General features: G+C 68.8%; 23 protein-coding genes. 10 read left to right on the forward strand and 13 right to left on the reverse strand.

Annotated features, from left to right (window positions below):
- Nucleotides 1-70: 70 nt before the first annotated feature.
- From DBV35_RS16250 to DBV35_RS16265, 4 genes are all read right to left on the reverse strand, one after another.
- The gene (locus DBV35_RS16250; protein ID WP_108661355.1) at nucleotides 71-3,256 is read right to left on the reverse strand and encodes an efflux RND transporter permease subunit; all 3,186 of its coding nucleotides are present in this window, start codon (nucleotides 3,254-3,256) and stop codon (nucleotides 71-73) included.
- A gap of 3 nt (nucleotides 3,257-3,259) precedes the next feature.
- Nucleotides 3,260-4,423, reverse strand: coding sequence for an efflux RND transporter periplasmic adaptor subunit (locus DBV35_RS16255; protein WP_245943967.1), 1,164 nt, complete (start codon nucleotides 4,421-4,423; stop codon nucleotides 3,260-3,262).
- A gap of 237 nt (nucleotides 4,424-4,660) precedes the next feature.
- On the reverse strand, nucleotides 4,661-5,188 hold the full coding sequence (locus DBV35_RS16260) for a carboxymuconolactone decarboxylase family protein (protein ID WP_108661357.1): 528 nt from the start codon (nucleotides 5,186-5,188) through the stop codon (nucleotides 4,661-4,663).
- 23 nt (nucleotides 5,189-5,211) lie between these two features.
- Nucleotides 5,212-5,718, reverse strand: a complete 507-nt coding sequence (locus DBV35_RS16265) for a hypothetical protein (RefSeq protein WP_211099991.1) — start codon at nucleotides 5,716-5,718, stop codon at nucleotides 5,212-5,214.
- A gap of 111 nt (nucleotides 5,719-5,829) precedes the next feature.
- Here DBV35_RS16265 and DBV35_RS16270 point away from each other — a divergent pair, with 111 nt between their 5' ends.
- Nucleotides 5,830-6,726, forward strand: coding sequence for a LysR family transcriptional regulator (locus tag DBV35_RS16270; protein WP_108661358.1), 897 nt, complete (start codon nucleotides 5,830-5,832; stop codon nucleotides 6,724-6,726).
- A 104-nt stretch (nucleotides 6,727-6,830) separates the two neighbouring features.
- On the opposite strand, the gene DBV35_RS16275 is transcribed toward DBV35_RS16270, so the two are convergent.
- Nucleotides 6,831-7,382, reverse strand: a complete 552-nt coding sequence (locus tag DBV35_RS16275; RefSeq protein WP_108661359.1) for a carboxymuconolactone decarboxylase family protein — start codon at nucleotides 7,380-7,382, stop codon at nucleotides 6,831-6,833.
- Between the two features lie 228 nt (nucleotides 7,383-7,610).
- On the opposite strand from DBV35_RS16275, the gene DBV35_RS16280 reads away from it, so the two are divergent.
- Nucleotides 7,611-8,186 carry a TetR/AcrR family transcriptional regulator gene (locus DBV35_RS16280; protein ID WP_108661360.1) on the forward strand — a complete coding sequence of 192 codons (576 nt, stop codon included), beginning with the start codon at nucleotides 7,611-7,613 and terminating at the stop codon, nucleotides 8,184-8,186.
- 9 nt (nucleotides 8,187-8,195) lie between these two features.
- On the opposite strand, the gene DBV35_RS16285 is transcribed toward DBV35_RS16280, so the two are convergent.
- The 5 genes from DBV35_RS16285 to DBV35_RS16305 all read right to left on the reverse strand — a co-directional run bounded on the left by DBV35_RS16285 (nucleotide 8,196) and on the right by DBV35_RS16305 (nucleotide 13,894).
- Nucleotides 8,196-9,929, reverse strand: a complete 1,734-nt coding sequence (locus tag DBV35_RS16285; RefSeq protein WP_108661361.1) for an adenylate/guanylate cyclase domain-containing protein — start codon at nucleotides 9,927-9,929, stop codon at nucleotides 8,196-8,198.
- A gap of 231 nt (nucleotides 9,930-10,160) precedes the next feature.
- Nucleotides 10,161-10,847, reverse strand: a complete 687-nt coding sequence (locus DBV35_RS16290) for an MBL fold metallo-hydrolase (RefSeq protein WP_108661362.1) — start codon at nucleotides 10,845-10,847, stop codon at nucleotides 10,161-10,163.
- Between the two features lie 31 nt (nucleotides 10,848-10,878).
- Entirely contained in the window at nucleotides 10,879-12,174 is a 1,296-nt protein-coding gene (locus DBV35_RS16295) for a TRAP transporter large permease (RefSeq protein WP_108661363.1), read from the reverse strand.
- A gap of 96 nt (nucleotides 12,175-12,270) precedes the next feature.
- On the reverse strand, nucleotides 12,271-12,777 hold the full coding sequence (locus tag DBV35_RS16300) for a TRAP transporter small permease (RefSeq protein WP_108661364.1): 507 nt from the start codon (nucleotides 12,775-12,777) through the stop codon (nucleotides 12,271-12,273).
- Nucleotides 12,778-12,796: 19 nt separating this feature from the next.
- The gene (locus tag DBV35_RS16305) at nucleotides 12,797-13,894 is read right to left on the reverse strand and encodes a TRAP transporter substrate-binding protein (RefSeq protein ID WP_108661365.1); all 1,098 of its coding nucleotides are present in this window, start codon (nucleotides 13,892-13,894) and stop codon (nucleotides 12,797-12,799) included.
- Between the two features lie 344 nt (nucleotides 13,895-14,238).
- Here DBV35_RS16305 and DBV35_RS16310 point away from each other — a divergent pair, with 344 nt between their 5' ends.
- The 8 genes from DBV35_RS16310 (at nucleotide 14,239) to DBV35_RS16345 (ending at nucleotide 22,378) form a co-directional block, all read left to right on the forward strand.
- Nucleotides 14,239-15,054, forward strand: a complete 816-nt coding sequence (locus DBV35_RS16310; protein WP_108661366.1) for an alpha/beta fold hydrolase — start codon at nucleotides 14,239-14,241, stop codon at nucleotides 15,052-15,054.
- Nucleotides 15,051-15,983, forward strand: coding sequence for a DMT family transporter (locus DBV35_RS16315; protein WP_108661367.1), 933 nt, complete (start codon nucleotides 15,051-15,053; stop codon nucleotides 15,981-15,983). Before DBV35_RS16310 ends, DBV35_RS16315 begins: the two co-directional genes overlap by 4 nt.
- 178 nt (nucleotides 15,984-16,161) lie before the next feature.
- Nucleotides 16,162-16,941 carry an SDR family NAD(P)-dependent oxidoreductase gene (locus tag DBV35_RS16320; RefSeq protein ID WP_108661368.1) on the forward strand — a complete coding sequence of 260 codons (780 nt, stop codon included), beginning with the start codon at nucleotides 16,162-16,164 and terminating at the stop codon, nucleotides 16,939-16,941.
- 94 nt (nucleotides 16,942-17,035) lie between these two features.
- Nucleotides 17,036-18,565 (forward strand): ABC transporter substrate-binding protein, encoded by a 1,530-nt coding sequence (locus tag DBV35_RS16325; protein WP_157961796.1) that lies wholly within the window; start codon nucleotides 17,036-17,038, stop codon nucleotides 18,563-18,565.
- 30 nt (nucleotides 18,566-18,595) lie between these two features.
- Nucleotides 18,596-19,543 carry an ABC transporter permease gene (locus DBV35_RS16330; RefSeq protein ID WP_108661370.1) on the forward strand — a complete coding sequence of 316 codons (948 nt, stop codon included), beginning with the start codon at nucleotides 18,596-18,598 and terminating at the stop codon, nucleotides 19,541-19,543.
- A complete protein-coding gene (locus DBV35_RS16335; protein WP_108661371.1) occupies nucleotides 19,540-20,403 on the forward strand; it encodes an ABC transporter permease in 864 nt (287 codons plus the stop codon). The genes DBV35_RS16330 and DBV35_RS16335 overlap by 4 nt, the downstream gene beginning before the upstream one ends.
- A 3-nt stretch (nucleotides 20,404-20,406) precedes the next feature.
- On the forward strand, nucleotides 20,407-21,375 hold the full coding sequence (locus tag DBV35_RS16340) for an ABC transporter ATP-binding protein (protein ID WP_108661372.1): 969 nt from the start codon (nucleotides 20,407-20,409) through the stop codon (nucleotides 21,373-21,375).
- A complete protein-coding gene (locus DBV35_RS16345) occupies nucleotides 21,368-22,378 on the forward strand; it encodes an ABC transporter ATP-binding protein (protein WP_108661979.1) in 1,011 nt (336 codons plus the stop codon). The genes DBV35_RS16340 and DBV35_RS16345 overlap by 8 nt, the downstream gene beginning before the upstream one ends.
- 13 nt (nucleotides 22,379-22,391) lie before the next feature.
- On the opposite strand, the gene DBV35_RS16350 is transcribed toward DBV35_RS16345, so the two are convergent.
- From DBV35_RS16350 to DBV35_RS16360, 3 genes are all read right to left on the reverse strand, one after another.
- The gene (locus tag DBV35_RS16350) at nucleotides 22,392-23,540 is read right to left on the reverse strand and encodes an amidohydrolase/deacetylase family metallohydrolase (RefSeq protein WP_108661373.1); all 1,149 of its coding nucleotides are present in this window, start codon (nucleotides 23,538-23,540) and stop codon (nucleotides 22,392-22,394) included.
- Nucleotides 23,541-23,651: 111 nt separating this feature from the next.
- Nucleotides 23,652-24,578 (reverse strand): isocitrate lyase/PEP mutase family protein, encoded by a 927-nt coding sequence (locus DBV35_RS16355; protein WP_108661374.1) that lies wholly within the window; start codon nucleotides 24,576-24,578, stop codon nucleotides 23,652-23,654.
- The gene (locus tag DBV35_RS16360) at nucleotides 24,575-25,483 is read right to left on the reverse strand and encodes an isocitrate lyase/PEP mutase family protein (protein WP_108661375.1); all 909 of its coding nucleotides are present in this window, start codon (nucleotides 25,481-25,483) and stop codon (nucleotides 24,575-24,577) included. The genes DBV35_RS16355 and DBV35_RS16360 overlap by 4 nt, the downstream gene beginning before the upstream one ends.
- Between the last annotated feature and the right edge of the window lie 9 nt (nucleotides 25,484-25,492).

Raw genomic sequence — 25,492 nt, forward strand, 5'->3', positions numbered from 1 at the left:
GGCGTGGGCAAAGAAAAACCGCCGCGAAATCATCGCGGCGGTTCTTCGTCTCGTGCGTGCCGCGGGGCCGCTATTGCGCGGGGCCGAACTCGGCGGGAACCGGCTCGGGCGCGGGCGCCGCGCGGCGGCGGCCCGACAGGCGGCGGAGCCCCACGTAGAAGACCGGGGTGAAGAAGAGGCCGAAGATCGTCACCCCCAGCATCCCGGAGAACACGGCGGTGCCGAGCGAGATGCGCATTTCCGCCCCCGGCCCCTCCGCCAGCACCAGCGGCACGACGCCGAGGATGAAGGCGAATGCCGTCATCAGGATCGGCCGCAGCCGCATGCGCGAGGCCTCGACCGTCGCCTCGACCAGCGACTTGCCCTCCTCCTCGCCCTGGCGTGCGAACTCCACGATCAGGATCGCGTTCTTCGCCGCGAGGCCGACGAGAACGACGAGCCCCACCTGCGTCAGGATGTTGTTGTCGAGCCCCCTGATGTTCACCCCGATGAGGGCGGCGAGGATCGACAGAGGCACGATCAGGATGATCGCGATCGGGAGCACCCAGCTCTCATAGAGGGCGGCCATCGCGAGGAAGGCGAAGAGCACCGACAGGCCGAAGATGAAGACCGCCGTGTTCCCCGCCGCCCGCTCCTGGAAGGCGAGCTCGGTCCACTCATAGTCGACCCCCGGCGGGGCGACCTGTTCCACCACGCGCTCCATCGCGTCGAGCGCCTCGCCGGTGGAGGTGCCGGGCGCCGCGTTCCCCTGGAGCGGGACCGAGACGTACATGTTGTAGCGCTGGACGAGGGCCGGCCCCGCCGTCTCCCGCACCGACATCACGGTCCCGAGTGGCACCAGCGCGCCCGTCGCAGAGCGCACCTTGAGGCGCAGGAGATCGTCGACGCTGGAGCGGAAGTCGGCGTCCGCCTGGGCGCGCACCTGGAAGATGCGGCCGAACGCATTGAAGTCGTTCACATAGGCGGTGCCGAAATTGGCGCTGAGCGCGTCGAAGATGTTCGGCAGGGGCACGTTCAGCATCCGCGCCTTGTCCCGCTCGATGTCGAGGAAGATCTGCGGGCTCGATGCGGAGAAGGTCGTGAAGACGCCGGCAAGGCCCGGTGTCTGCGCGGCCGCGCCCATCGCCTGATAGGCGGTGGCGAGGACGCGGCCGACATCGGCGCGGTCGCGATCCTGGAGCTGGATCTTGAAGCCGCCCTGCTGGCCGACGCCGCGGACCGAGGGCGGCGGCACCGCGATGATGAACGCCTCCTGGATCGACTGGAGGCGGCCATAGAGCGCGCCGATGATCTCGGGCACGGAGTGCCCGGCCTTCAGGCGCTCCTCGAACGGATCGAAGGCGGCGAAGATCGCGGCGGAGTCGGACTGGTTGGTGAAGGTCGCGCCGGAGAAGCCGGCGAAGGCGACCGCGTTCTTCACCCCCGGCGTCGCCATGATGATCTCGGACGCCTTGCGCGTGACCTCGTCGGTGCGCGACAGCGACGCGCCGTCGGGCAGCTTGAGGACGACGATCGCGTAGCCCTGGTCCTGCTCGGGGATGAAGCCTTGCGGCGTCGTCGTGAGCAGCCAGTAGGTCGCGCCGAGGAGCGCGGCGAAGGCGAGCACCATCGCCGCGAGCGTGAACGTGCGCGAGACGAGGAAGCGCACCACCGCCGCATAGCCCCGCGCGAGCGCGTCGAAGCCGCGATTGAAGCCGCCCGCGAGCGCGGCGCCGACGCGGCCGATCCCCTTCGGCTCGCGATGCTCTCCCCGCGCCTTCAGGAAAAGGGCCGCGAGCGCCGGCGAGAGCGTCAGCGAGTTGATGCCGGAGATCGCGGTCGCCGCCGCGATGGTGACGGCGAACTGCTGGTAGAACTGGCCGGAGATGCCGGGGATAAAGGCGGTCGGCACGAAGACCGCGATCAGCACCAGCGTGATCGCGAGGACGGCCGAGCCGACCTCGTTCATGGTGCGGTGGGAGGCCGCGAGCGGGTCGAGCCCCTCCTCTATATTGCGCTCGACATTCTCGACCACGACGATCGCGTCGTCGACGACGATGCCGATCGCGAGCACCAGTCCGAAGAGCGTCAGGAGGTTCAGCGAGTAGCCGAACGCCAGCATGATCGCGAACGTGCCGATGAGCGAGACCGGGATCGCGATGATCGGGATGATCGCGGTGCGCCAGGATTGCAGGAACACGATGACGACGAGGATGACGAGCGCCATCGCCTCCAGGATGGTCTTGTAGACCTCGGTGACGGACTCCTCGATATATTCGGTCGGGTTGTAGACGATCCGGTATTCGAGGCCCGGCGGGAAGTCGGCCGCGAGCGCGTGCATCCGCTCCTGGATCTCCTCGGCGGCGGCGAGCGCGTTGGTGCCGGGACGCTGGAAGATGGCGAGCGCCACGGCCGGCTGATTGTCGAGATAGGAGTTGGTGACGTAGTCCTGCGCGCCGAGCTCGATCCGCGCGATGTCCTGGAGCTGGATGAGGCGGCCGTCCTCGGTCGCCTTGACGATGACGTAGCGGAAGTCGCGCGCCTCGTCGAAGCGGCCCTGGGTGACGACGGCGAGCTGGAAGGCGTTGTTGTCCGGCTCCGGCGGCGCGCCGATCGACCCGCCCGAGACCTGGACATTCTGCTGGCGCAGCGCCTCGACGACGTCGGACGCCGTCATCCCGTAGGCGGCGAGACGCTCGGGGTTCAGCCAGATGCGCATCGCGTAGCGCCGCTCGCCGAAGATGATGAGGTCGCCGACCCCGTCGAGCCGGGTGAGCACGTCGCGCACGCGGCTGCGGGCATAGTTCGAGATGTAGAGCTGGTCGTAGGTGTCGTCGGGCGAGATCATGTGCACGACCATCATCAGGTCGGGCGAGGATTTCAGCGTCGTGATGCCGAGGCGGCGCACTTCCTCCGGAAGGCGCGGCTCGGCGATTGCGACGCGGTTCTGGACGAGCACCTGCGCCTGGTCGAGATCGGTGCCGAGGCGGAAGGTGATGGTGAGCGCCATCGACCCGTCGGCCGTCGAGTAGGAGGACATGTAGAGCATGTCCTCGACGCCGTTCACCTCTTCCTCGAGCGGCGTCGCGACGGTGCGTGCGACGGTGTCGGCGTCCGCGCCCGGATAGGAGGCGCGCACCACGATCGTCGGCGGCGCGATGTCCGGATATTGGGCGACGGGAAGCTGCGTATAGGCGAGCCCGCCGAGGATGACGAGCACGATGGAGAGGACCGTCGCGAAGATCGGACGGTCGATGAAGAAATGGGAGAGAGACATGGCTCAGCCCTTCGTCTTCTCGTTGGTCGGCGGCAGCTCGACCAGATTGGGCGTGACCTTCACGCCGGGGCGCACGCGCATCAGCCCGTCGATCACCACCGTCTCGGTGCCGTCGAGGCCGGAGCGGATGACGCGGTAGCCGTCGATGGTGGGGCCGGGCCGCACGGGCTTGGTGGAGACCGTGCCGTCCTCGGCGACCACATAGACGATGCGCTGGTCCTGGTCGGAGGCGACGGCGGCGTCCGGCAGCATGATCCCGTCATGCGGGAGCGAGGCCGGGACGTTGACACGGCCGAACATGCCCGGCTGCATGATGAAGTCGGGGTTCTTGACGCGGGCGCGCAGGCGGATCGTGCCGGACGCGTTGTCGACGCGGTTCTCCGCGAAGTTCAGCGTGCCGGTGAACGGGCCGTCTTCCTCGTCGGCGAGGCGGACCTTCACCTCGAGCCCGCCGCCCTCCTGCAGCTCGGTGCCGCGCACGCGCGCGTCACGGGCGTAGTTGAGGAGGGTGCGCTCGTCGATGTCGAAATAGATGTCGATCGGGTCGAGCGAGACGATGCGCGTCAGAAGCGTCTCGTCCGGGCGGATGAGGTTGCCGACCGAGACGAGGCGGCGGTCGATGCGCCCGGCGATCGGGGCGCGGATCTCGGTGAATTCGAGGTTGAGGCTCGCGACACGGACGGCCGCCTTCGCCGCCTCCGCGCCCGCCTGCGCGGCGAGGTGGTCCTGCACGCGCTCATCATAGAGGGATTGGGCGATGGTGCCGCGATTGACGAGATCGGCGCCGCGGTCGAACTGCTGCTTGGCATAGTCGAGCGCGGCGGCCGTGACGCGCGCCTCGGCATCGGCCCGGTCTTTCTCGGCGGTGAAGGGGCGCTGGTCGATGGTGAAGAGGAGGTCGCCCTCCTTGACCATCTGACCGTCGGTGAAATGGACTTCGGCGAGATAGCCGGCGACGCGCGAGCGCACCTCCACCTCGTCCACCGCGCCGAAGCGGCCGACAAATTCGTCATCCTCGACGATCTGGCGCGCGACGGGCTTGGCGACGGTGACTTCGGGCGGCGGCGGCGCCTCGGCCGTCTGCGCCTCCGGCTGGCAGGCGGAGAGGCCGATGGCTGCGAGCACGATGGCCGCTGGTCCGATCAGGCTGAATTGGGGTCGTGACACAAGAAACCTCCCGGCAGGGCGAGCCGCGCGCGGCTCCCCGGGACATGGACGGTTCGTAAGGTTCGACGATAGATGCTATGCCACCTACCGATGTTCAACACCGCCCCTCGCCACAATCCGGCATCGCAGATACGCGGGGCGTCGAAACGGTGAGGTTGTCGGCGGGGAATGTCGCGGAACGGAAGGCAGGAACGCCGCCGGCCGCATGTGGCGGCCGGGCGGCGGGGTGGGTTTGGGTCAGGCGCCCGTTCGCCCGCCACGCGTCGGCCGCCACGAATAGGGCTTGAAGACGTCGTCGAGGGGCGTTCCGGTGATCTCGGCGGCGCGCGCCGAGAAGGTTTTCGCCGCGACCGCGACGGCGAGTTGCAGGGCGACCTCGCGGTCGTACCCCGCCGCGGCGAGCGGGGCGATCACGGCATCCCCCGGCGTGCCGGAGGCGAGCGCGACGGTGGCCGCGCGCAGCGCCTCGAGGCGGGGGTCGGCGAGCGGGCCGCCGGTGCGCGAGGCGTCGAGCAGGTCGGGCGCGACGCCGTCGGCCGCCGCGAGGGCGCTGTGGACGGCGACGCAATAGGGCGAACCCGTCGCCCGCGCGGCGGCGAGAAGGGCGACGTGCCGCTCGACCGGCGTCAGCGTCCCCTTCGCGAAGGCGGCCGAGAGGGCCGCGTAGGCCTCGCGGGCGGCCGGATTGCCCGCGAGCGCCCGGCCGAGCCCGGTGGTGAAGCCCCGGCCGGAGCCGATCGCGGGGACTTCGGCGGTGAAGGACATGCGTCCCCTTCCCTTCGCGCCGCCTACGGGCGCCGGGCGACGTCGACCGCCGCGGCCACCCAGGCGAACAGGACATGGCCGACGAGCGCCACCCAGGTGATCCCCGTGAAGCCGAGGAAGGCGGGATTTCCGGCCACAAGATGGGCCATGATATAGAGCGCGAACACCCAGAGAAGCACCCCGTAGGCCGTTGCCGCGACGAACCAGTGAAGCTGCGGGGCGACGCGCTCTGCGATCGGCCGGGCAAGAAGCATCCAGCCGAGCGGATAGGCGACGAGGCCCGCCACATAGTGCATCAGGTGGCCGCCCGGCGCATAGGCCTCGCCGAAGAGAACCTGCCAGGATTGGGTGGCGAGCGGCACGGGGGCAAGGTTCGCGAACCCCAGCATCGGCGAGAGCGCCTGTCCGAAGAAGTCGAACGCGACGGTCGCCACCGAGCCCGCGACGATCATCGTCCAGAGCGTGCGCAGGCTCAGCGAGGGCAGCATCAAGGGTCCGACCGCGATCCGATCGGTGGGGGTCATCATCATACCGGTCTCTCCCTTTCGTCCGGGCGGTTGATCCGCCGGTGGGTGGGAGATCGCGATGCGATGCCGAGATTATAATTGATCCACAATGCCTATGATTTATGAGTCTGAGGCATGGGGTATGACCGCATCCGTGCGCTGGAAGTGTTCGTCAGGGTGGCCGAGCTCGGCAGCTTCACGCGCGCCGCGCATGATCTCGGGATGACGCAGCCGGCCGTCACACGCTCGGTGAAGGCGCTGGAGGCGCGGCTCGGCGCGCAGCTCATCCAGCGCACGACGCGCGCGATCGCGCTCAGCGATGACGGGGTGAGGTTCTACAACGACGCGCGCGGCCTGCTGGAGGCGTTCGACGAGGCGGAGGCGCGGGTCGGCCGGCGCGCGGCCGCGCCTTCCGGCGCGATCACCGTCGCGGCGCCGACGGCCTTCGCCCGCCTCGTGCTCGCCCCGCTCCTCGGCCCCTTCATGCGCGCGCACCCGCTGGTGACGCTTCAGCTCCGGGTAGAGGACCGCGTGGTCGATCTCGTTGAGGGGGGCATCGACGTCGCCTTCCGCCTCGGCGCGCTGCCGGACTCGGGGATGCGCGCGCGCAAGGTGTGCGACTATCCCCGCCGCGCCTACGCCGCGCCCGACTTCGTCGCGCGCTTCGGCGCGCCGGCGCGGCCGGCGGACCTTGCCGATCTCAACTGCATCGTGCTCGGCACCGGACGCCAGCCCGCCCGCTGGACCTTCACCGGACCGGACGGGACCGAGACGGTCGCGGTGGGCGGCACGCTCCGCTGCGACGGCACGGACATCGTGCGCGCGGCGACGCTCGACGGGATCGGCGTCTCCTACCACCCGCATTTCCTCTTCGCCGACGCGCTCGCCGAGGGCCGCATCGTGCCGCTTCTGACCGACTATGAGGGCGCGCCGGTGCCGCTCAACGCCGTCTTCCCAGCCGGGCGCTTCATCGCCGCCCGCACCAACGCGTTCGTCGACCATGTGGCGGAGGCGATCCGGGCGGGGCTGTAGGCCCTCCCCTCGCCCGACCCCTTTGCCCGACGCGGAACGCACCGCGCACCGGCCCGCGGGATCTCCGCGGGTCGGTGCGTGGCCGTCGCCGGCCGATCGGATCGTTACGCCGCGCGGGCCGCCGGGACGGCGGGGAGCGGGAAGTCGATCTCGGTCTGGAAGGCTTCGTTCAGGTAATTCGTCGCCGTGTTGTAGGCGACGAGGAGGACGATCTCCACGAGCGCGCCATCGCTCCACCCCGCCTGGCGGACGGCGGCGATATCGGCCTCCGAGACCGCGGCGCGGCTCACCGCGACCTTGCGGGCGAAGGCGACGGCGGCATCCGCCTTGGCGTCGGCCGAGTGGCCCTCACGGTTCGCCGCGATCTCCGCCTCGTCGAGCTTCTGGCGCTTGGCGAGGAGGGTGTGGGCGGCGTTGCAGTAGTCACAGCCGTTCACGTTGGCGACGGCGAGGGCGATCCGCTCCTGCGTCGCCCCGTCGACCTCGCCCCCGGCGAGCGCGGCGTGGAAGCCGAGCAGGCCCGCCAGCCCCGTCGGCGACTGGGCCGTCAGGCGGAAGAGGTTCGGCACGACGCCGAGCCCGGCCTTCACGCCGTCGAGCAGCTCCTTGGCGCGTCCGGTGGCGGAGGCGTGATCGATCGAGGGAATGCGTTGCATGGGTCTGTCCTTTGCGTTGCCAAACGATACCGGTCTGTATCGTTTCGAAACAGATGGGTATCGTTTCGGACCCGCCAAGTGACGTCACATGGACGTGATCGAACGCGAGAAAGGCGTTAGAATTCGCGAGCCATTCGTGCGTGGACGGTCTGCCAACCGGCCGCCTCTCCTTGCCGGGATGGACGCAGAACGCCAGATATCGCTACAGTTGTGTATTGGGAGGAGGCCATGCGGCGCAGCGAGATCCGGGATCACATTCTCGACACGGCCTTCACGCTCTTCAACGAGCACGGCTTCGCCGCGACCGGCGTCGATCTCATCGTCGCCAGATCCGGCGTCGCGAAGACGACCCTCTACCGTCACTTCCCGACCAAGGAAGAGCTGATCGTCGCGACCATCACGCGCCAGGACGAGCGGGTGCGCGACTCGATGCGCGCCTTCGTGAAGGCACACGCGAAGTCGCCGGGGGACGCGATCCCGGCGACGTTCGACTGGCTCGCACAATGGTTTGCGGATGACGGCTTTCGCGGCTGTCTCTTCCTCGCCGCCGCGGCCGAGCACACCGACATCAAGAATTCGATCTTCCACGCCGCGCAGATGCACAAGCGCCTCACCCTCGCCTATCTCGAGGAACTCGCCCACGCGGCCGGCTATACCGACGCGAAGCGCATCGCCGCCGAGATCGCGATGCTCCACGAGGGCGCGACCGCGGTCGCCCAGTTCAACCGCGACCCGGCGACGGCCCTTTCGGCGAAGGCGGCGGCACTTCGCCTTCTCGCTGCAGAACCCGTAGCCGCCGGCTGACCCGCCCCGTCATTCGAGCGGCGCCACCGCCTCGCTGAGCGCGCCGTGGCGGGTGAAGACCTGGACGTCGACCGGGACGAGCCGGTCGCGCAGCTCCAGTGTGCGGCGGTCGGCGCCCGCCGCCGCGAGCCCGGCGCTCGCCGCAACCGCCTCGGTCACCACCACCGGCGCGCCGATCTGCTTGCTCGCCTCCTCAAGACGCGCCGCGATATTGCCGGCGTCGCCGACGAAGTTGATCGCCGACCCGATATCGATGCTGCGATGGCCGACGATGCACGGCCCCGCCGCGATCCCGACGCCGAAGCCGAGCGGCCATGGCAGGTCCGCCTCCAGCTCCGTGTTCATGCGGTCGACCGAGGCCCAGATCGCGTCCGCCGCCCGCAGCGCCCCGCGCGCGGCCCGGCGCATGTTCACGTCGAACCCGAAGATCGCGACGGCCCCGTCGCCGGTCGTGCAGACGAGATAGCCGCCCGAATCGCGCACCGCTATGCGCACGGCGTTGAGGAAGCGGTCGATGATGTAGAGGACGTCGTAGGGGAGCTTCTCCTGGGCGAGGCGGCTCGACCGGCGAAGGTCCACCACCATCACCGTGAGGTCCATCTCCCGCCCGCGCACCGGGGCGGCGAAGGCGCTGTCCTGCGCCTCGTTCGCCTCGATCACGAGGCGCTGCACGCCGATCCTCCCGCGCGGGCGGAACTGGCAGGCGAGCCGCACGTCCGGCCCGACCCCGATGCGCCGCAGCGTCGAGGCTTCCTGCGAGCCCGGCTTCGGCAGCGGGCGGTCGGCCGAGATCACCGCGATCCGGCAGGTCGAGCACCGTCCCTGCCCCCCGCAGATCGCCGCGTGCGGGATCCCGTTCGCGCGGCTCACCTCCAGGATCGATGAGCCGGCGAGCGCGCGCACCGTGCGCCCGCTCGCATATTCGACGATCAGCGGGTTGCGCCAGGTGGCGATGATGTTGCGCGCCGCCCGCGCCCCGAACGCCGCGCCGAGAAGGCCGAGATAGATGAGGATCAGGTCGATGCGCAGGTCACGCAGCTCTTTCACGTCGGCTGGTGTGAGGCCCGACTCGCGCACGATCTCGGCCGCGAGCTTCGGGTTCGCGTGGACGCGATTGACCGTCTCGCTGCCGCTCGCGAAATAGCCGGCGAGGACGAGGCTCGGAAAGAGCAGCGCCGCCGCCACGAAGGCGACGCGGAAGCGGCCGTACCAGACATAGCGGCGCAGCCAGAAATAGAGCCCGAGGCAGGCGTGGGTCCACACGATGAGGACGAGCGCCGACATCTGCATGGCGACGCTCGGATCGTTGACCCACTGGTCGAGGAGAACCTTGGGGTAACCGATCTCGGCGTCGAACAGCGATCCGGCGACGCGCACGGAGGTGACGTGGCCGATGAGGAGGAGCGGGATCGACAGCCCCGCCGCCACCTGCACCCACTGGCCGACCGGCATCCGCATGGTGCGCCGCTTGAAGAGGGTGCGCAGCGCCAGGAAGAGATGGGTGAGGAAGGCGCCATAGAGGAGGATCTGGCCGGGGATGATCCGCCAGGGCATCATCAGCACGTCCCGCCACTCCTCCATCGTGCCGACGAGGAAGATGCCGAGGATGTGGTTGCTGAAATGGGTGAGGCAGAAGGCGAAGAGGATCAGCCCGCTCGTCAGCCGCGCCTGCGCGATCGAGATCGACGGGACGCGGCGCCGCTTGGGGAGTGCGAGGCTGAGAGGGGGGGTGGCGGAGCGCATGCGCGAAAAAAACTGTCCTCACCGGGCCGGATCGCCGAAGCATCGGAGCGTGCGCGAGAGGAGATGAACCGTCCCTGTCCGACGCCGCGCCCGATGGCCGCCCACCTGCAGCGCGGCCGGCGCGTTGGCCAATCAAAAATAGGACATGGCGCTGGCGCGGGCAAAGGCACCCGCCGGCATGCGCGGCCGGCGGGCGGAAGGTCGGACGGGTCGCGGCCGAAAGGCGGCCGGTCAGCGCAGGCGCAGATTGACCTCGGCGGCGGTGTCCCAGGTCCACGAGTCGCCCGCCCGGCGCATCTCCACGAAGTGGCCGGGGATGATCGTGTCGCCGAGGGTGAGGAGGTGGCGGATCGTCTCCGTCGCGCGCTCGGGCGTGTCGAAGGCGTCGTTCACGCGCTGCGCGAACACCTCCTTCGGGAACTTGATCGCGTCCTGCGCGACGACCGTCTTGCCGCCCGGCGTGTCGAGGACGAGGGCCATGCAGCCGGGCGTGTGGCCGGGCGCCGGCAGGTAACGCACGCCGGGCGCGAGCTCGCCCGACCCCTCCAGGAAGTGCGTGCGATACTTGGCGACCTGCTCGCGCACCATGAAGGGCACGAAGCAATCCTGCGGATGCGGGTTCGCGGCGTACTCGTACTCGGCGCGGCTGACGAAGACCTCCGTCGTCTCGGGGAACATGTGGAGGTTCAACACGTGGTCGCAGTGGAGGTGGGACAGGAAGATGCGAGTGACGTCCTTCGTCGTCATGCCCCGCGCGGCAAGCGCCGCCTCGAGGCCCTTCCAGTTCACCGCGTGACCGACATCGACGAGGATCGGCCCCGTGTCGGTCGAGATCAGGGTGAGGTTCGTCAGCCCGATATAGCCGATGTCGAGCATCGCGCTCGAACCTTTGACGAGGATGTCGTAGCTGACGGTCATCTGGGGTCTCCAAAAGGAAGGGTGCGCATCGTCATCGCATCATGAGGTCCGGCAGCCATAGGACAAGCTGCGGAAAGACGGTGATCAGCGCGGTCGCGAACAGCAGGGTGACGAAAAAGGGCAGCGCCGCGGTCGATATGAACAGGATGTCGCGTTTCGATATCTGCTGGATCACGAAGAGGTTGAAGCCGATCGGCGGCGTGATCAGCGCCATCTCGATGATGATGACGAGGTAGATGCCGAACCAGATGAGGTCGAACCCCATCTGCTGCACCACCGGCACGAAGATCGCCGCCGACAGCACCATGATCGAGATCCCCTCGAGCACGCAGCCGAGGATCAGGTAGATCGCCGTCAGCACCGCCATGAAGAGGTAGGGGTTGAGGTCGAGCTCGGAGACGGCCTTCGCGAGCGTCAGCGGGATTCCGGTATAGTTGAACATCACGGTGAGCACGTTCGCGCCGCCGACGATGAAGCCGATCATGCACGTCGTGCGCGCCGCGCCCATGAGGCTCCCGGCGAGGGTCTGCCAGTTGAGCGAGCCGCCGGCGAGCGACAGGACGAGCGCGCCGAGGACGCCGACCGCGGCCGATTCGGTCGGCGTCGCCCACCCGGCATAGATCGAGCCGATGACGACGAACATCAGGCCGAGAACCGGCAGGAGCAGGAGGAGCGCCTTGAACTTCTCACCCCAGGTGTAGGTCTGCGTCTCCTCCGGCATGTCCCCGCGCATCTTCGCCCACACCGCGGTGAGGATCATGAAGAGGGCGAGGATGATCGCCGCCGGCACGAGGCCGCCGATGAAGAGGCGCGCGATCGAGACCTCGGCCCCGACGCCGTAGACGATGAGGGGGACCGACGGCGGGATGAGGAAGCCGAGCGTCGCCGCGCCCGCGAGGGTCGCGACGGCGAGGCGGTCCGGATAGCCGCGCGCGCGCAGCTCCGGCAGCGAGATCTTGCCGATCGTGGCGGCCGTCACCGCCGAGGAGCCGGAGACGGCGGCGAAGAGGCCGGAGCCGACATTGTTGACGTGGAGGAGCCCGCCCGGCAGGCGGCTCACCCACGGGGTGAGGCCGCGGAACATGTCGTCCGACAGGCGCGTGCGGTAGAGGATCTCGCCCATCCAGATGAAGAGCGGGAGCGCGGCGAGCGTCCAGATGGTGGTGGCGCCCCAGATCGCGGTGGAGATCACCGGGCCGATCGGCGCGTTGGAGAGGAAATAGAGCCCGGCGATGCCGACGATCACGAGGGTGATCGCGACGCCCACACCGAGGCCGAGGAGCGCGAAGAGCAGCGCGCAGAGCGCCAGCGCCTGTAGGATTTCCATGGTGCTACATCGATTTCTTGGCGCGGGGGCGCGCGAGACGGGACGGCGCGGGCCGTGCGCGGCGGCGGGCTCCTTGCGGCGGACCCATCGCGCGCATCATGAGCCGGACGGCGAATGGAGGTCGTAGGAGATGAGCGAGCCGCGCGTCACCATCAGCACGAGCTCCTCCAGGAAGCGCACGCCGAGGAGCGCGATGCCGATGGTCATCGCCACCTGCGGGATCCACACCGGGATGCCGATGAGGCCGGCCGAGCGGTCGCCGAAATCCCACGAATCGTAGGCGAGGATCGCGAGGCGATAGGCGAGATAGAAGGCGACCGCCGCCCCGCCGATGCGGAAGAGCAGCTCCAGCACCCAGCGCAGCTTCCCCGCCATCGTGTCGAGGAGGAGGGTGATGCGGATCTGCTCGCCGGCCCGCATGGTGGCGGGCATCGCGAGGAAGATCGTCGCGCCGAGGAGGAAGCCCGCGATCTCGGGGACCGCGGGGACGAGCACACCGACGAGACGCCCGCCGACCTGGAGAAGGACGAGGAGCGTCGTCAGGGCGACGCACGCGCCGGCCAGGACGAGGCCGGCGGTGTAGATGGCGCCGAGTACGCGCATCGGGGGAGCGGGTCCGGGCCTACTGGCCGGTCTTGGCGCGGAAGGTCTCGACGATCTCCTGCCCCGTCGGGCCGACCGCCTTGATCCAGTCCTCGATGATCGGCTTCGTCGCCTCACGCGCGGCGGCCACGAAGTCCGGGTTGCCGTCGACGACCTTCATGCCGTTGTCCTCGAGCGTCTTCATCTCGCCGACATGGGCGTCCTTGGCCATCTGGAAGCCCCGCTCGGCGGCGCGCTTGGAGGCGTCGATCACGACCTGCTGGAGGTCTTCCGGCAGGTTCTGGAAGGAGCGGATGTTCATGACGATCTGGTCGTAGCCGAACCAGGCCTGCACGTCGTTGAAGACGTCGACATAGTCCCACGCGGAGGCGGACGCGCCGAAGGCAGAGGACGTGATCATGGAATCGATCATGCCGGTGGAGAAGGCCTGGGGCACCTCGCCGCCGCCGACGAGCACGGGCTCGGCGCCGAGCGCCTCGGCCATGCGCGCGCCGATCGGGTTGTAGACGCGGAATTTGAGGCCGGTCATGTCGTCGGCCTTCGTCAGCTCCTTGTTCGCGTAGAACGCCTGGGGCGGCCACGGCACGGTGTAGAGCGGCATGATGCGGTCACGCTTCAGCCGCTCCGTGATGGCCGGAAGCGCGATGTCCCACAGCAGCATCGCCTCGTCGAAGCTGCTCGCGAGATAGGGCAGCGCCTCGACATTGTAGAGCTCTTCCTGGTTCGCGAACTGGGTGAGCTGCAACTCGGCGAGGTCGACCTGGCCGGTGCGCACCGCCTGCATCGCCTCGGAGTGGTTGAAGAGCGACTGGGCAGGGTAGAAATTGATCTTGATGCGCCCGTTCGAGGACGTCTCCAGATCCTCGATGAACTTGCGGATATTCTGGACGTGGAAGAGCGCCTCGGGGTAGGGGCTCGCGAAGGTGAGCTGCACCTCCTGCGCCTCAGCGCTCCCGCCGAAGACCGTGCCGACGCCGAGGGCCGCGGCAAGCGCGAAGGTCGACAGCGCGCCGCCGACGCGGCCGAGCGCCGTGCCGAGGCGCTCTCTCAGAAGGCCGCGCCCGCGCGGCGCAGGATGTGCGGTGTGCTCGACTGCGAAATGTCCGAATCCGGCCATGGACGCTCGTCCTCCCTGTTCTGGGCTTGATGCCCGTCTTGTCGTTTGCGGGAAGGCTAAGCGTGGCGACAGAATTGTCAACAATCCTCATGGGCTTCCGTGAATAGAAATAATCCCAAGGTGCCGTCGCGCTCCACCTCACCCTGCCGCGCAGTTGCAAGAAAGCTAGCCCCGTGGATACCATTCACTGAGTTCGACGCAGGCAACGTGGCATTGGAATAAAGTCGATCTTCCACGCGATTGCATCGCACAATCGTCATTCCAACGCATTCGTGACGGCTTTCTCTTGGACAATTGGCTCGCCGCATCGCATACTTCGTGCGTAATCCCGAAGAGGCGCTCCGATGGCAGAGCTCGAACTCGACGGCGGGAATGCGATTTACTTCATTCATTCAACGCCGCAGCGGGCCGGCGCACCGACGTTCGTCTTCGTCAACGCGCTGACGGGATCGACCGATCATTGGGAGGCGGCCGTCGCGCCGGCGCTCCGCGACCGCGGATTCGGCACGCTCAGCTACAATTTTCGCGGGCAGGACAAGTCCCGCTTCGACCCGGCGTTGGACCTCACCAACGCGCTGATCGTCGACGACCTCGTCCGCCTCGTCGGCGCGGTGCGCCCGGCGCGCCCGATCCTGACGGGCCTCTCCATCGGCGGCCTCTACGCCGCGCAGGCGTACGCGAAAGGGGCGGCCGCCGAAGGGCTCGTCCTCCTCAACACGCTGCGCGAGATCAACCCGCGCATCGCCTGGATCAACGACGCCCTCCCCCACTATGTCGCGACCGGCGGCGCCGCCCTCTTCATGGGGCTGATGATGCCGCTCCTCACCAACCAGGAGTTCGCAGCCCGGATGCGCCCGAACTACCTGAAAGGCGGCTACGCACCGCTCGACCCCGCGCACGGCCACGCGAACCTCATGCGCCACTCGGTGGCGACCGACTGGGGCTTCGACTGGGCCTCGCTCGACCTACCCGTCCTCTCCATCACCGGGATGCAGGACCGCGTCTTCCGCGATCCGGAGGTGATCGACCGCCTCTTCGCGCGCCTGCCCGACGCGCGGCGCGAGGATTGGGAGGATGCCGGCCACCTCCTCCCGCTGGAGCGGCCGGAGCCGCTCGCCGACAGTCTCGCCGAGTTCGGGGCGGAGATCGAAGGGCGATGAACATCCCCGCGCGCTGGGCCTATCTCGCGGTCTTCATCGGGGTCTGCGGCCACGCGAGCTCGGAATTCTTCGCCAAGCTCACCGGGATGGCCGGGCCCGAGGTCTCGGTATGGCGCTACGTCATCGGCGCGGCGGGCCTGCTGCTCTGGTCGCTCTCCCGGCCCGACACGCGCGACCTCCTCACCCCGCTGCGCGAAGATTGGCGCAAGCTTGTGCCGCTGTCGCTCGTCGGCGTGTCGCTCGCCTACCTCTTCTTCCACTGGTCGCTCGACTTCGCGAGCGTCATCCAGGTCGCGACCCTCGTGACGACGATCCCGATCTTCGTCGGCCTCGCCAATCTCGTGATCAACCGCACCCCGATCTCCACGGTGAAGATGATCACCGGGGCGCTCGCGGTCCTCGGCGTCACGACGCTGCTGACCGACGGCACGCTCGATGTTCTCTCGGCCGGCGGCTCCTCCCTCTGGGGCGTCCTGATGGCGACGCTGTGCGCGGCCCTCGTCGCGATCTTCTCGGTGATGGCGAAGCCCCTGATGGTGCGGCACGGGGCGATGCGCACGACGACGCTCGCGATCACCATCGGCGCGGTGGGGCTCTGGGTCGGGGTCGGCCTCTTCTGGGGACGCTGGGTCAATCCGCTCACCCTCACCGACCGGCCGGCGACGGCGGTCTGGTCCCTCCTCGTCCTCGGCCTCTGGAACACGACGGTGACGCAGCTCATGTGGCTCGGCGGGCTCGCGGCCGCGCCCGACATGACGCGCGCCTCCTACCTCTTCTTCCTGAAGCCGGTCATCGCCGCCTTCCTCGCGATCCTCTTCCTCGGCGACAGCCCGACCTGGCTGCAGCTTGTCGCCATCGTCGTGGTGTCCGGATCGGTGCTTGTGGAAATCACCTGGCCACGCGGCCGTCCCTCCGCAAAACCGGCCTGACGCGCGGGTCCGCGCGGGTCGATCGCCGAAATTTTCGGGCGGATCGGTGCGCCGCACGGCAAGAATTTTCCGCGCTTACTGGACAGCATCCATCCATTCGTCTTCGTATAGTGCGAATAAGAACAAGGCTGCTTTGTGTGGGTGCGCCACAAGGGCAACGAGAGAGCCGGGAGACGATGTGAGCGTACTCGACCGTTTTCGCCTCGATGGAAGGCGCGCACTCGTGACCGGCTCGAGCCGGGGTCTCGGACGCGAGATCGCGCTCGCGCTCGCCGATGTGGGGGCCGACATCGTCCTCGTCGCGCGCCCGTCCGATGATCTCGACGCGACCGCCGACGACATCCGCGCGATGGGCCGCACCGTGTGGACCTATCCCGCCGACATCGCCGAGCCCGAGATCGCGGAGGCCGTCTCTACGCGCGCCCTCGCCGAGGCCGGCCCCATCGACATCCTCGTCAACAATGTCGGCGGACGGCGCGAGAACGTGAAGATCGAGGAGCAGACGCTGGAGAGCTGGCGCCGGCTCATGGACCTCAACCTCACCGCCGCCGTCACCTGCACGCGCGTGATCGGGGCGGGGATGATCGCGGCCGGGCGCGGCGGGCGGGTGATCAACATCGCCTCCAGCAACGCGTCCCGCGTCGGGCGCGGCATCGGCGGGCGGCACTATGAGACCGCGAAGGCGGCGATCGTGCAGTTCACCCGCGCCGCCGCCGTCGACTGGGCCCCGCACGCCATCACCGTCAACGCCATCTGCCCCGGCCTCTTCATGACCGCGCCGAACCAGCGTTGGCTGCGCGAGAAGCCGGAGATCATCGAGGCGGCGGTCGGCAACATTCCCCTCGGCCGCGCGGGGGATCCGGAAGATATCGGCCCGCTCGCGGTCTACCTCGCCTCGGACGCGTCGCGCTTCATGACGGGAGCGGCGATCGCGATCGACGGCGGCACCACGTGCTGAACTAGGCAACAAATTTGCAACGCACGTGAAGATGCCGTCGCACGACAACCAACAGGGAGCGAACACTATGAACGCCGGACGGAAAAAACGGTCATTGATCCTCGGTTGCGCCGCGCTGATCGCCTTGGCGTCCGCCGGCGCCTGGCCCGCGAGCGAGGCAGAGGCGGCGACGCTGCGCTACGCCACCATCGGCGAGCCGCCGAGCCTCGACGTTCAGATGGGCACCGCGACCCTCGCCACCACGATTGCCCAGAACATGTTCGAGACGCTCTACGCGTTCGACAGCACCGGCGCCCCGCAGCCGATGCTCGCCGAGGGCGAGACGGTGTCGGAGGACGGCAAGACGATCGTCATCACGCTGCGCACCGGCGTCCCCTTCCACAACGGCAAGGAGATGAACGCCGAGGACGTCGCGGCTTCGCTCAACCGCTGGGTCGAGTTCGGCGCGCGCGGCAAGACGCTGAACGCGAGTTCCATCGAGGCGACCGGCGACAACGAGGTGACGATCACCCTCGCCGAGGTGAACGGCGCCTGGAAGAGCCTCCTCGCCTTCCCGAATGGCGGCCCGGTCATCTATCCGGCCGACATCGTGACGGCCGCCGGCGGCGAGCCGATCAAGCCCGAAGCCTATATCGGCACCGGCCCCTACAAGTTCGTGGAATGGCGCGCGAACCGGCACGTCGAGCTTCAGAAGTTCGATGATTATGCCGCCCGCAGCGAACCGGCGGACGGCTCGGCCGGCGCCCGCGAAGCCTCCATCGAGACGCTTCAATTCATCCCCGTCGGCGACGTCAGCACCCGCGTCAGCGGCGTCCAGGCCGGCGACTACGACTATGCCGAATACATCTCCGGCGACCTCTACGGCATCCTGAAGGACGACCCGTCCGTCGCCTCGCACATCTCGAGCGCGCCGATTTTCGGGCTGATGTTCATGAACAGCAAGGAGGGCATCCTCGCCGGGAACTACAAGCTGCGCCAGGCGGTCCTCGCCGCGCTCAACATGACCGAGGCGCTGCAGATCTCCGTCGGCGACGAGGAGCTCTTCTCCGCGCAGGGGTCGATCTTCCCGGAAGGCAATGTCTGGTACACCGAGGCCGGCACCGAGAACTACAACCAGAACGACCCGGAGAAGGCGAAGAACCTCGCCGCCGAGGCCGGCTACAAGGGCGAGCCGATCTCGCTCCTCGTCTCCACCAACTACCAGCAGCATTTCGACCAGGCGAACGTCTTCAAGCAGCAGCTCGCCAAGGCCGGCATCAACGTCGAGCTGAACGTCACCGACTGGGCGACGCTCCTCAAGGAGCGCGGCGAGCCGGGCGCGTGGGACATGTTCATGACGCACCACGGCCCCTCCCCGGACCCGGTGCTCCTCACCTTCATGAACGCGAGCTATCCCGGCTGGTGGACGACGGACGAGCGCAATGCGGACCTCGCCAAGCTCGTCGGCACATCCGATCTCGAAGAACGTGAGGCGGCGTGGGCGACCACCCAGGCCCTCGTCTACGAGCAGATCCCGGCCGTGAAGGTCGGCGACGTCTTCTCGTTCGACATCGCCTCGCCGGCGCTGAAGACGACGTGGGACCGTGCCCCCGCCTTCCCCTATTTCTGGGGGGCCACGAAGTAACCCGCCCAGCATCCGGCCTCTGACCCGCCGATGTGGGGTTACATCCTGAAGCGAACGGTTGCGGCGGCGGCGACGCTCGTCGCCGCATCCGTTCTCATCTTCATCTTCATCCACCTGATCCCGGGCGAGCCGGCGGCCGTCATGCTCGGCGACGCGGCGACGCCCGACCAGGTCGCCGCCCTGCGCACCAAGCTCGGCCTCGATGAGCCTCTCTTCATCCAGTATTTCTACTGGGCGGGGAACGCGCTGCAGGGCGATCTCGGCCGCTCGATCTTCTTCGACGAGCCGGTCACCTCGGTGATCGCCGACGGGGCGGAGACGAGCATCCTGCTCGCCTCCATCACGATGGTCTGGGTCGTCCTCATCGGCGTCCCGGTCGGCGTCATTGCGGCGATGCGGCGGGGGAGCTGGCTCGACCAGGGCCTGTCCGGCCTTGCGATGCTGCTCGCCTCGATCCCGACCTTCTGGGTCGGCCTCTACCTCATCCTCGTGTTCGCCGCGCAGCTCGGCTGGCTGCCCTCATCGGGCTATCCCTCGATCTTCGACGAGGGGGGGCTTGCGAACCTGCGCTATCTCCTCCTGCCGAGCCTTGCGCTCGCGACGCCCAACGCCGCTCTGATCCTGCGCCTCACCCGCGCGAGCATGCTCGACGTGTCGAAGGAGGACTATGTCCGCACCGCGCGTGCGAAGGGCATCAGCCCGCGCCAGGTCACGGTCCGCCACATCCTGCGCAACGCGCTCCTCGTCGTGGTGTCGGCCTTCGGCTTCACCTTCGCCGCGCTGATCTCGGAGGCGGTCGTCACCGAGACGGTGTTCGCGCTCCCCGGCATCGGGCGCACCGTCGTCCAGTCGATCCTGCGGCGCGACTATCCGGTCATCCAGGGGGTCATCCTCGTGATCGTCTGCCTCTACCTCGTCCTGAACCTCCTGGTGGACATCTCCTACCGCTTCCTCGATCCGCGGGTTGAACTCGAATGACAGCGACGCTCCACGGTCTCTTCGACGCGGCGCTGTCGCGCCCGCTCACGGCGTTCGGGCTCCTCTTCCTCGCCGTCGTCGTCGTCTTCGCGCTCGCCTCGCCGCTGATCGCGCCCTACGCCCCGCTCGAGATCGATTCGCTGAACCGTCTCGTGCCGCCGAACGCCGAGCACTGGTTCGGCACCGACCATTTCGGCCGCGACACCTTCTCGCGCGTCGTCTACGGGGCGCGCCTCGCCCTCCTCATCGGCATCGGCGTCGTCGGCTTCGCGCTGATGACGGGGGTGCCGATCGGCGTCGTCTCCGCCCTCTACCCGCGGCTCGGCCGCATCCTGATGCGCGGCGTCGACGTGCTGATGGCGTTCCCGTCCCTCCTCCTCGCGCTCGGCCTCATCGTCATCCTCGGCCGGGGCGTCGCGAACGCGATCCTCGCGATCGGCGTCGTCTATCTCACGACCACCGCGCGCATCGTCTACGGCGTCACGCTGCGCCTGCGCGAGGAGACCTATGTCGAGGCGGCCCAGTCGATGGGCGCGGGGACGGTCTGGACGATCCGCAAGCACATCCTGCCCAACATGATCTCGCCGCTCCTCGTCCAGGCGAGCTTCGTCTTCGCCTTCGCCCAGCTCGGCGCGGCCTCGCTCGACTTTCTCGGCCTCGGCACGCCGCCCGACATCCCGAGCTGGGGCAACATGCTCGCCGAATCCCGCCTCTACATCACGCGCGCGCCCTGGCTCCTCTTCTTCCCCGGCATGATGATCGCGCTCACCGCCTTCTCCCTGAACCTCACCGGCGACGCGCTGCGCGACCACATGGACCCGCGCTTCCGCGAGGCGATGGGCAACCGGAAGAGGATGTAGAGGATGCTCGTCGTCGAAGACCTCGTCGTCTCCGTCGGGACCGCGCTCGGCCCGCTCGACATCGTGCGCGGTGTCTCCTTCTCCATCGGGCCGGGTGAGATCCTCGGCCTCGTCGGCGAATCGGGCTCGGGCAAGTCCATGACTTCACTCGCCGTGATGGGCCTCCTCGAAAAGCCGCGCACACGCGTGACCGGCGGCCACATCACGATCGACGGCGCCGACATCACCCACGCAACGCCCTATGAGCGGGTGAAGAAGGGCAATGGCGACGTCGCGATGATCTTCCAGGAGCCGATGACCTCGCTGAACCCCGTGCGCCGGATCGGCGACCAGATCGCCGAGGCGATCAAGGTCCACGACCCCGACGCCGATGTGCGCAAGCGCACGCAGGAGCTTATGGAGCTCGTGCGCCTGCCCGACGCCGCCCTCCAGGCCGGCGCTTACCCGCACGAACTCTCCGGCGGCATGCGCCAGCGCGTGATGATCGCGATCGCGCTCGCCTGCCGCCCGAAGGTGCTGATCGCCGACGAGCCGACGACCGCGCTCGACGTGACCGTCCAGCTCCAGATCCTCGGCCTCCTCAGGGATCTTTGCGACCGGCTCCACATGGGCATCCTCTTCATCACCCACGATCTCGGCGTCGTCTCCCAGCTCGCCGACCGCGTCGCGGTGATGTATGCGGGTCAGATCGTGGAGACCGGCAGCGTGCGCACGATCTTCGCCGCGCCCCTCCACCCCTATACGGCGGGGCTGATGGCGTGCGTGCCGGACCCGTCGACCGGCCACGAGCCGCTCGTCACGATCCCCGGCCAGGCGCCCCGCCCCAACGAGGTGACGTCCGGCTGCCCGTTCTCGCCGCGCTGCTCGCGCGCCGGGCCGCCCTGCCGGGAGGGGCCCGTCCCATTGGTGAGGGTCGGCGAGCACACCGCCCTTTGCCATTTCCCCCTCAATGTGGGGGCGCTCCATGCCTGATCCCTCGACCGCGCCCGGTCCCGCCACCGCCCCGATCCTGGAGCTGCGCGACCTCACCAAGCGCTTCCGCGCCCGCCGCGCGGGCAAGACCTACACGATCACCGCCGTCAACAGCGTCTCGCTCGCGCTCCGGGAGGGCGAGGTGCTCGGCATCGTCGGCGAGTCGGGCTGCGGCAAGACCACGGTCGGGCGCATGATCATCGGCCTCGAGAAGGCGGACGAGGGCGAGATCCGCTTCGGCGGCACCGACATCGCCCACCGCCACGGGGCGGCGCTGAAGGCCGCGCGCCTCAAGCTGCGCATGGTCTTCCAGGACCCCTACGCCTCGCTCAATCCGCGCCGCTCGGTGGAGGACAGCGTCGCCGAGACGGGCGACATTCACGGCATCTTCCCGAACGCCAAGCGGCGCAAGGAGATGGTCGGCGAGGCGCTCAGCCATGTCGGCCTCGACCCCTCCTTCGCGAGCCGCTACCCGCACGAACTCTCGGGCGGACAGCGCCAGCGCGTCGGCATCGCGCGGGCCATCCTGCCGACGCCGGACGTGATCATCGCCGACGAGCCGGTCTCCGCGCTCGACGTGTCGATCCAGGCGCAGGTGCTGAACCTGCTGGCCGACCTCAAGGCCCGGCTCGGCCTCACGATGATGTTCATCTCCCACGATCTCGGCGTCGTGGCGAAGATCAGCGACCGCGTCGCGGTCCTCTACATGGGGCATGTCGTGGAGATCGGGGATGGACCGGCCCTCTTCGCCGATCCGCAGCATCCCTATACGCAGATGCTGATCGCCTCGGTGCCCCGCATCGACGCGGCGAGCCGGGTGACGGGCGCGGTGGAGCGCGGCGAGCCGCCGAGCCGCTTCCGCGCCATCGAGGGCTGCCCCTTTCAGGACCGCTGCGCCAAGCGCACGGACGTGTGCCGCACGATGCCGGACCTGTTGCCGACGACGCCCGGCCGGCGCGTCGCCTGCCACCATGTGGAGCGCGCGCCGGTCGTCGCGACCTAAATCCGCGTCCGGCTCAGGCCGGGCGCGGCGCCGTGCCGTCGGCCCACCACTTGCCGCCGATCACCGTGCCCATGCTCGCGAAGCGCTTGTCGCCGCGCAGCACCTCGCCGACGACGTCGACATGCTCGACCACCTCGTCGCGCAGCTCGATCACCGTCGCGTCGCCCGGCGTCCCCTTGGCGAGGGAGCCGAGTTCCGGCCGGCGGATGATCTTCGCCGGGTTCTCCGTCGCGCAGCGGATCACCTGATTGAGGTCCATGCCGAGGGCGAGGAATTTCGACATCACGGCGAGAAGGTCATGCGCCGGGCCGTCGACGCAGAGCGTGTGGACGTCGCTCGAGATCGCATCCGGGCCGATCCCCTCGGCGAGCATCGCGCGGCAGGAATCGAACGAGAAGCCGCCCTGCCCGTGCCCGATGTCGAAATAGACGCCACGCTCGCGCGCCGCGAGCACCTCGGCCCGCACATTGCGCGCGGCGTCGATGGGGGCGTTCGGCCAGGGGCGGAAGCAGTGGGTGAGCACGTCGCCGGGGCGCAGCACCGCGAGCACCTCCTCCTGGCTCGGCGGGCGGTTGTCGATGTGCGCCATCACCGGCAGGCCGAGAAGGTCCGCAACCTCCAGCGCCAGATGAAGCGGCGCGATGCCGGACGCTCCGCCCGCCTTCGCCCCGATCCGCACCTTGATGCCGACGACGATGTCCTTGTTCGCCCGCGCCGCCTCCAGGCACTCGTGCGGGTGGACGAGGCGCATGTCGCCGCACTCGCCGACCATCACGTTCTTGGAGAAGCCGTAGATGCCGGCGAACGAGATGTTCACGTAGGCAAGGATGCGCGGCTCGGTCCGCTCGATGACGTGGGCGCGGAAGCCCGGAAAGTTGCCCGCCCCGGCGCTCCCGGCGTCGACGAAGGTGGTCGTGCCGCTGCGCCGCGCGATCGTCGGCGCGTCGACGCCGAGGGAGGTGCCGCCCCAATAGACGTGAGTGTGAAGGTCGATGAGGCCGGGCGTCACGATCTTGCCGGAGACGTCGCGCACCTCGGCCGCCTCGCCGAGATCGGTGCCGACCGCCGCCACCATGCCGTCGGCGAAGGCGACGTCCGCGACCCCATCCATCCCCGCCGCCGGATCGATCACCCGGCCGCCCTTCAACACGAGATCGTACATCGCTCTTCCTTCCCCTGCCCGCGCGGGCTTCGTTCGTATCCTAGAGGTCTATGCGACCTTTCGGACCGACCACAAGGACGGTTGGGTCACGCGCGCGGACTTTGGCCGCCACTAGGTGGCCGCCGTCTCCGTCTCCTTCGCGGTCTCGGCATATTTGCTCTCCAGAGAGACCCAGGAGGGGTAGTCGAAGAGGTTCCACAATTCGCGATGGTCCATCATGCAGTCGCTGAAATTGGCGAGCTGCCCCTCCCCGCTCAGCGTCTCCAGCATCTTGCGGCCCATGCGGCCGACGGTACGGGTGAGCGAGTTCGGGTAGATGACCAGGCCGTAGCCGAGCGCGCGCAGCTCCTCGAGCGGCAGGATCGGCGTGCGGCCGCCCTCGACCATGTTGGCGAGCGTCGGGAGGGTGAGGTCGCGGTTGAGCGTGCGCATCTCCTCCTCCGTCTCGGGCGATTCCACGAAGAGGATGTCCGCCCCGGCCTCGCCATAGGCGGCGGCGCGGTCGATCGCCTCCTGGAGGCCGAGCGTCGAGCGCGCGTCGGTGCGGGCGATGATCAGCATGTCCCCGTCGGCGCGCGCGTCGACCGCCGCCTTGATGCGGGCCGTCATCTCGTCGACGCCGACCAGCATCCGGCCGGGCTCGTGGCCGCACTTCTTCGGCCACGCCTGGTCCTCGATCTGGACGGCGGCGACCCCGGCGCGCTCCATCTCGCGAATGCTGCGGATGACGTTGAGGACGCCGCCATAGCCGGTGTCGATGTCGGCGATCACGGGGATCGCGACGACGTCGGCGATCCGCTTCACCCGGTCGAGCACCTCGCTGAAGGACATCAGCCCGACATCGGGCGCGCCGAGCGCGCTCATGGAGATGCCCGAGCCCGTGACGTAGGCCGCGCCGAAGCCGGTCGCCTCCACGAGGCGGGCGGTGATGCAGTCGTAGCAGCCGGGCGCCACGACCATTCCCTGTTCGAGCTGGCCGCGCAGCCGCTTGGCCCGGCCGTCGATCTGGGACAGGACGGTGGGGACGACGTTGCTCATGCCTGTTGTCCGATCGCTTTGTATTTGGTGTCGAGTGCCGTTGACGGCATGAATCGCTTCTCGAGCGCGTAGACCTCGTCCATGCCGATGAGGCGGTGGAGGTCGGCGAAGGGGTACATCGCGGCCTCGTCCCCGAGGGCGCCGCTGCGGTGCACGTCCTGGAGGGCGCGCGCCATCCCGCCCATTGCGGCGAGCACGAGCGTCACCGGCAGGCTGACGCGGGCGACGCCCATCGCCTGGAGGTCGGCAAAGGTCAGCGATTTCGGCGTCTTGCCGCCCTCCACCATGTTCACCGCGACCGGGCCGTCGATACGGCGCGTCAGCTCGCGGATGATGCCGGTGTCGTGGACGCCGTCGATGAAGATCATCGTCGCGCCGGCCGCGAGATAGGCATTGCCGCGCCGCACGGTCTCGTCGAGGCCGGCGACCGCCAGCGCGTCCGTGCGCGCGTTGATGACGAAGGCGGGGTCGCGCCGGGCGTCGACCGCCGCGCGCACCTTGCCGACCATCTCCTCCAGCGCGATCACCTCCTTGCCTTCGAGGTGGCCGCACCGCTTGGGCATGACCTGATCCTCGATGTTGATGCCGGCCGCGCCCGCATCCTCGAAGGTCTTCACCGTCAGCCAGGTGTTGACGGCGTTGCCGAAGCCGGTGTCGCCGTCCGCCATCACCGGCAGGTCCGTCGCGCGCACGATGGCGGCGGTGCGGGCCGCCATGTCCGTCATGGAGAGGACCGAGACGTCCGGCAGGCCGAGATGGCTCGCGACGATGCCGAGGCCGGTGCACTGGACGGCCTCGAAGCCGGCGTGCTCGATCAGCTTGGCCGAGAGGCAATCATAGGCGCCCGGCATCACGAGGATCTCCGGGCGCTCGATCAGCGCTTTCAGCCGCGCCGCTTTGCTCATGGTGCCTGT

The organism is Acuticoccus kandeliae (genome assembly GCF_003073115.1).